At 68.6% G+C, this 5,780-nt stretch carries 7 protein-coding genes; 2 read left to right on the top strand and 5 right to left on the bottom strand.

Annotated elements, in window-relative coordinates:
* Both ABIR74_RS11050 and ABIR74_RS11055 read left to right on the top strand, forming a co-directional pair.
* A partial coding sequence (locus ABIR74_RS11050) for a hypothetical protein (RefSeq protein WP_348178039.1) occupies positions 1-753 on the top strand: 753 nt, incomplete at its 5' end.
* Positions 750-1,844 carry a glycosyltransferase family 4 protein gene (locus ABIR74_RS11055; protein WP_348178041.1) on the top strand — a complete coding sequence of 365 codons (1,095 nt, stop codon included), beginning with the start codon at positions 750-752 and terminating at the stop codon, positions 1,842-1,844. The genes ABIR74_RS11050 and ABIR74_RS11055, both read left to right, overlap by 4 nt.
* 5 nt (positions 1,845-1,849) lie before the next feature.
* On the opposite strand, the gene ABIR74_RS11060 is transcribed toward ABIR74_RS11055, so the two are convergent.
* The 5 genes from ABIR74_RS11060 to ABIR74_RS11080 form a co-directional block, all read right to left on the bottom strand.
* A complete protein-coding gene (locus ABIR74_RS11060) occupies positions 1,850-2,899 on the bottom strand; it encodes a glycosyltransferase family 4 protein (RefSeq protein ID WP_348178043.1) in 1,050 nt (349 codons plus the stop codon).
* 2 nt (positions 2,900-2,901) lie between these two features.
* A complete protein-coding gene (locus ABIR74_RS11065) occupies positions 2,902-3,057 on the bottom strand; it encodes a hypothetical protein (RefSeq protein WP_348178045.1) in 156 nt (51 codons plus the stop codon).
* Positions 3,058-3,084: 27 nt separating this feature from the next.
* The gene (locus ABIR74_RS11070) at positions 3,085-3,849 is read right to left on the bottom strand and encodes a hypothetical protein (protein ID WP_348178047.1); all 765 of its coding nucleotides are present in this window, start codon (positions 3,847-3,849) and stop codon (positions 3,085-3,087) included.
* Complete coding sequence (locus tag ABIR74_RS11075; RefSeq protein WP_348178049.1) at positions 3,846-4,718, bottom strand: polysaccharide deacetylase family protein; 873 nt, start codon at positions 4,716-4,718, stop codon at positions 3,846-3,848. The genes ABIR74_RS11070 and ABIR74_RS11075 overlap by 4 nt, the downstream gene beginning before the upstream one ends.
* 9 nt (positions 4,719-4,727) lie before the next feature.
* Positions 4,728-5,780 (bottom strand): glycosyltransferase family 4 protein (locus ABIR74_RS11080; protein WP_348178051.1); only part of this gene is annotated, 1,053 nt, incomplete at its 5' end.

Here is a 5,780-nt window from a genome sequence, read left to right on the forward strand (position 1 = left end):
GGGAATGCGCGTCTTGCTCTCCTCCCTGCGGTGCTCGCGGTCTACCTGCTCTTCGTGTTGAGTCCGATCCGGAGCGCCGTCAGGGGTGCTGTGCTCGCGATTGCCGTTTCCGCCGTGGTCGTCAGCCCCTGGCTCGTTCGGAACGAGGTCTCCGTCGGCTGCGCAGCGCTGACCACCGACTCTCGGGCACTCTGGAAAGCCAACAACCTCGCGACGTACGCGATCCTGGCGCGAGGTGAGTGGATCGATCAGGTGCCGCAGCTGCCCGGCGCTCCTCCCTGGCCCGAACTTGCCGCCGACATCACCGAGCGGACGGGGCGCGTCGTCGAGGTGGACGAGTGCGCGCAGATGCGCTTCTACCGCAGCCTCGTCGTCGACTTCTGGCGCGAGCATCCGAGAGAGAAGGCAAGGCTTTCGGCACAAGCGGTCGGGATGTTGTGGAATCCGACGGTCACGGTCGAGGAGAGCGGTCCGAGATCGGGGGTCGCGGGGCTTGCCCGGGACATAGGCGAGCCCCTGTACGTCTTTGCGCTGATCGCGCTCGCGCTGGTCGGAGTGGTACGCATCCCCCGCCGCTTCGTCGCCCTCGTTCTCGTTCTCCTCGGCTATCAGACCGTGATGGCGATGGTGTTCGCTGGCACGGTGCGATACCGGGCTCCGTGGGATTTCCTCCTCTGTCTTCCCGCGGCGGTCGGACTGGCCACGGTCTACTCGTTCGTCGAGCGGCGCCTGCGAGGACCGCGGGCGGCATGAGAGTCGTCCACGTTCATCGTCTCCGCGGCGTTGGGGGGTCCGAGCGGCACCTGCTGACGCTCCTTCCTGCCCTCCGAGAGCGTGGGATCGAGGCCACCTTCGTCGGGCTCGACGATGCAGATCCGAGCCCGTTCTACGCCCAGCTCGATACGCTCGGCGTGCCCTACCAGCGCTTCGAAGCCCCCCGGGACATCGCCCCGACCCTCGCATACCGGTTGCGACGTGCGATCCGGACGTTGCGACCGCACATCGTCCACACTCATCTCGTCCACGCGGATGTCTACGGTGCCGCGGTCTCGGGCCGTGCCGCTGTCGTGTCGACGAAGCACAACGATGATCCTTTCCGGCTCGGGCACTTCCGGCATGTCGAGCGACTCTGCGCTCGGCGCGCGCGTCACATCATCTGCATCACCGAGGCACTGGCGCGCTTCAACATAGGGCGTGTTGTCATCCCGGAGGAGAAGATCTCCGTCGTCCACTACGGTCTCGACGACCTCCCCGCAGCGTGGGGGCCGCCGGGCGGACCGACGTTGGCGACGAGCGCGCGCGTCCTACTCGCGATCTCGCGGCTCGAGGAGCAGAAGGGTCTCGATGTGGCGATCATGGCACTCGCCCGGATCCGTGTGCGGCACCCCGACGCGGTTCTCGTCGATCTCGGGCTCGGCTCGCAGAGGGACGAGTTGCTCGCTCTCGCCAAGGCACAGGGCGTGGCCGACGCCGTGTATCTCGCCGGCAGCGTCGGCGATGTCACCGACTGGCTTCGGCGCGCCGAGGTGTTCGTCCACCCGGCCCGCTGGGAGGGCTTCGGCCTTGCGCTCCTCGAGGCGATGCTCGCTGGCCTGCCGGTCGTCGCCAGTGACGTCAGCTCGATTCCCGAGATCGTCGAGGACGGGTCGACAGGTCTCCTCATACCGTCCGACGACGTGATGCGACTTGCCGCTGCGGTCTGCGACCTGCTCGACGAGCCGGCGAGGGCGCGCTCGCTCGGCGCAGCGGGGCTCGCGCGTGCTCGCAGCGAATTCTCCGTGGCTGCGATGGCGGAGCGCACAATGGCGGTCTACGCGCAGGCCCTCGCCGCCCACCGGCGGTGATCAGGTCATGTCGACAGCCGTACGATCGCATCGGCCCACGAGTCCGTCGAGTGCGCCTCCGTGACCCGCTGACGTAATCTCCCGCCTAGCTCGGCCCGCGCACCGCCGTGGACGCGCGAGAGATCGCCGATGGCCGCCGCGAGCGCCGTGGGGTCGTCCGGGGCGAACCGGAGGTCGGGCTCGAGGTCGGCCACGAGCGCCCCGACCGGAGGGCTCGAAACGAGGATCGGCAGACAGGAAGCACACGCCTCGTAAACCACCTTGTCGGGGGCTCCGGACCGTGTGTTGTTGACGAGCGCCCAGGAGCGCGTGAACAGCTCCGGCACCTCGCCGCGCGGGATCGGTCCGCCGAGGACGACGACGCCGTCGAGTCCGAGCTCATCGACGAGGCGCTCGAGTCCCTGGAGAACCGCACGCTCTCCTGGCATGGTCGACGTCCCGTGACACTCGAGTCGCACGTCGACGCCCGCGTCGCGAGCGAGCCGGATCGCCCTCACGATCGTGTCGAGGCCCTTCGAGTCGGAATAGCGGCCGAGCGCGACGAGCGCGTACGGCCGCTCGATTTCCGGGCTGCGGGAACAGGTGAACTGCGCGACGTCGATCCCGTGCCCGATGCCCACGACCTTCGCCGAGCGGATAGGCACGCTCTGCGTGTCGACGCTGACGATGGTCGTCGAAACGCGGGCAGCGATCGAGAGCATCCGCGTCGGGTGCCATTGGGCGTACCAGAGCACCACGCGAACGCCGATCGGCCGCACGAGCGGTGCCGCCAGTACGGCGTAGATCGGGCACATGTGGGCAAGGACGGTGACCGGCCGAGGACGCCGGATGACCTCCGCGATCATCGCCGCAGTGAAACGCAGCCCTCTCCCCACTCTGGTGCGCGAGGCAAATGTTCGTACTCGACAGTTCAAAGGAAGCGTCCCGGGCACCGCGCTGTCGGTGACGACGACCACCTCGTCGAACCGTTCTGCGAGGGCGGTGATCTTCGCCACGGTAGCTCCGAGGATCGGATCATCGGGATCGACGCGTTGGGTGATGAAGACGAGGCGCATGCTTAGAAGAAGTCAGTGTCTCCGAGAGAGACCGACCAGAGGTCTGGTGTTGAGACGAGCGGCGATGAGAGACCCTTCCCGACGTAGTCGAGTCGTGTCGGAAGGGGGACGAATCCCGAGCGGACGAGGAGCGCGCGTGAGATCGTCGGGGACGGCACGGCGACCAGGATGTCGGCAGACCGCGCCTAGCGGACGCACTGCGCGAGCAAGGGGGGGGCCTCGTGCGCCGGAGCGACGAGCTCCATCAGGAGGGCCGTGGAAATCCGGCCGCGTTGCACATGCCCGAGGACCGCGAAGCCGTTCGCGGTCGCGAAGGCGGAGTAGCCCTTTGGAGAGTCGAGATAGCGCCACTGGAGGTAGCGCACGTCCCGGATCACATGGTTCCCGAGGATCGGCGCGGCCGCACGGTACGCCGCCTCGTGCTCGGGGCCGAACCGCTCGATCCGGTGGACGGGAGAGTCCGGACGCCCCGACGTCGTGCCCTGGCGCCCGACCCGCCGGGTCATCGCACCGCGCAACGGCCTACCCCACACGCGGCGCCGATCGATCTGGCTCCAGCCGAGAGGACCGAGGAAGAGCGGCCGCGTCGGCGCGCTCGCGAAGGCGAGCACGCATGCGGAACCACGATCCGCGCCGAGCTCCTCGTGGTGGCGCTCGAGCGCTCGGAAGATGCCGAGCCCACGAGCGCGCTCGGAGGTCACCGCATGCACGGAGTACTGGGCGAGCCGCTCCTCCCCTGTGATCTGCAAGCGGGCGAGGGTATGCGAGGCGACACCGACGACCTCGCCGTCGATGACTGCGACGGACATGAGGCTTCCGGCCGGGTTCGTGTGGAACCACCAGTCGAACACCTCACCACTCATCGCGACCGGCCCCCATGCCTCGCTCATCAGCCCGAGGTACGCGTCGCGATGGCGCGCCTCGTACGGCTCGATCGAGAACGCCGTCATTTCGAGGTCGTCCGCAGAACCCGATTAAACGCCCGCCTCGCCGCCGTGCCCGGCCCCGAGTCCTTGAGCGCCATCGCGTCGCACGCTCCCCGGAGGACGAGGGAGAGCGTGCTCGCGGGGTACGGCTCAACGTTGTACCGCCTGAGCGCGAACGGGTCGGCCCCGCTTTTGTTCAGACCTGTCACCGTCGTAAACGCGGCTTCGTAGCCGGAGCGCCGGAGCATCGCACGGTGCTGCTGCTGGAAGTCGGCGACGCCACCCTTGACGTAGGCGTACGCGCGGATCGGTCGGCCGAGATGCTCCTCGAGAACGCGCTTCGAGGTCACGAGCTCACGCTCGGCGGTCGAACTGGCGAGCCTCGCCAGAGGCACGTGGGTGATGCCGTGCGACTCGACGCGAACGCCGAGGCGCTCGATCTCGGCAAGCCCTTCCCAGTCGAGCGTCGGATTCCTCGTGGGCAGCCCCTCATCGTGCGGGAACGGGACGTCGGAGCCGATGCTGCCGACACTCACGAACAGGACGGCCGGGTAGCCGGAGCGTGCCAGGATCGGAGCCGCGCCGACGAGATTGTCCCGGTAGCCGTCGTCAAACGTGATCAGGGTTGCCCGCGGCGGTAGCGAAGCTCCGCGATACAGATGGTCGAGCACGTTGTCGAGCGCAACGGGGCGATACCCCTCTGCGTCGATCAGCGCCATGTGCTCGGCGAAGAGTGCCGTCGGGACAGAGCCCGGATTGCCCTCGGCGTCGTTGACCTTGTGGTAGAGCAGCACCCGCAGCCCACCCGTCACAGGGCGTCGCAGGCGACCCACCGTGCCAACGCCGAGGTACACGGTGTTCTTGACGTGCTGCTTTGCAGCGTATGCGGCCACCCTCGAAGTCTAGGAGCCGCGACGGGCGATGACCGCGTCGACGAGGTCTCGAACTCGCCGAGCGAACTCCTCAGGGGTTGCCGCCCACGTTGCCGAGGCCGCGTGCGCGCCATCGCCGAGGCGCTCCGCGAGTGAGCGGTCACCGAGAACGCGCCCGAGCGCCTCGGCGAGCGAAGCCGGATCGTCCGTCGGCACGAGCACACCGCTGACGCCGTCCTCGACGAGATCGGGGATCCCTCCCGACCGCGTCCCGACGACCGGTCGGCCGCGGCAGAACGCCTCGACGATGACTCGGCCCATCCCCTCGCGGCGGGAAGGGAGAACGAGGAGCGTTGCCTCGTCGAGTGCCCGCGCGACTCCGGCGGTGCCGAGGCGCTCTGTCCAACGCGCACCGAGCGTCGGATCCGCGACGAGCGACCGGACGAGCGACTCGAGCCGCCCCGCGCCGACGATATGGAGCCCCATTCCCGGTCGATCGGCGATGACGCGTTGCCACGCTTCGGCGAGCACGTCCACGGCCTTGTACCGCTCGAGAACGCCCACGAAGAGAGCGACCGGTCGCTCGGGGAACGAGGCAGGCGGGGTGGCGAGGTACGGCCCCAGATCCATGTATGCGGGGAAGGTTGCGATCGGCTCGACGCCTGCCTCCCAGACGAGCTCGCTCGTGAAGGCGGAGACCGTGCGAACCGCATCGGCGTGCCGCAGGGTATGCCGGGCAAGCCCGTCCGCAACCGGGGAGATCAGTCTCCGCCCCCGCGAGCCGTAGACGCGCGTGTTGTTTCGCCAGTCACCGTGGACGTCGAAGACGACCGGGACGGACACACGGGCGAGTCGTCGTGCGAGGAGCGCGAGCGCGGTGTCCTCGGCGCCCTGGACGATCATCACGTCGGGACGGAATGCGCGGATCTCCCCGGCCAAACGCACGGGGAGCGCGCCGTAGAACGCCGCACCGTCGAGCCGGGCTATCGGGAAGCGCGGGACGAGTGTGAACCTTTCGTCCGAGACCGCCTCACCCGTCGCAGAGGAGCCGAACTGTCGCCAATCGATCACGTCGGAGAGCGC

Source organism: Gaiella sp. (genome assembly GCF_039915195.1).
GTDB lineage: Bacteria > Actinomycetota > Thermoleophilia > Gaiellales > Gaiellaceae > Gaiella.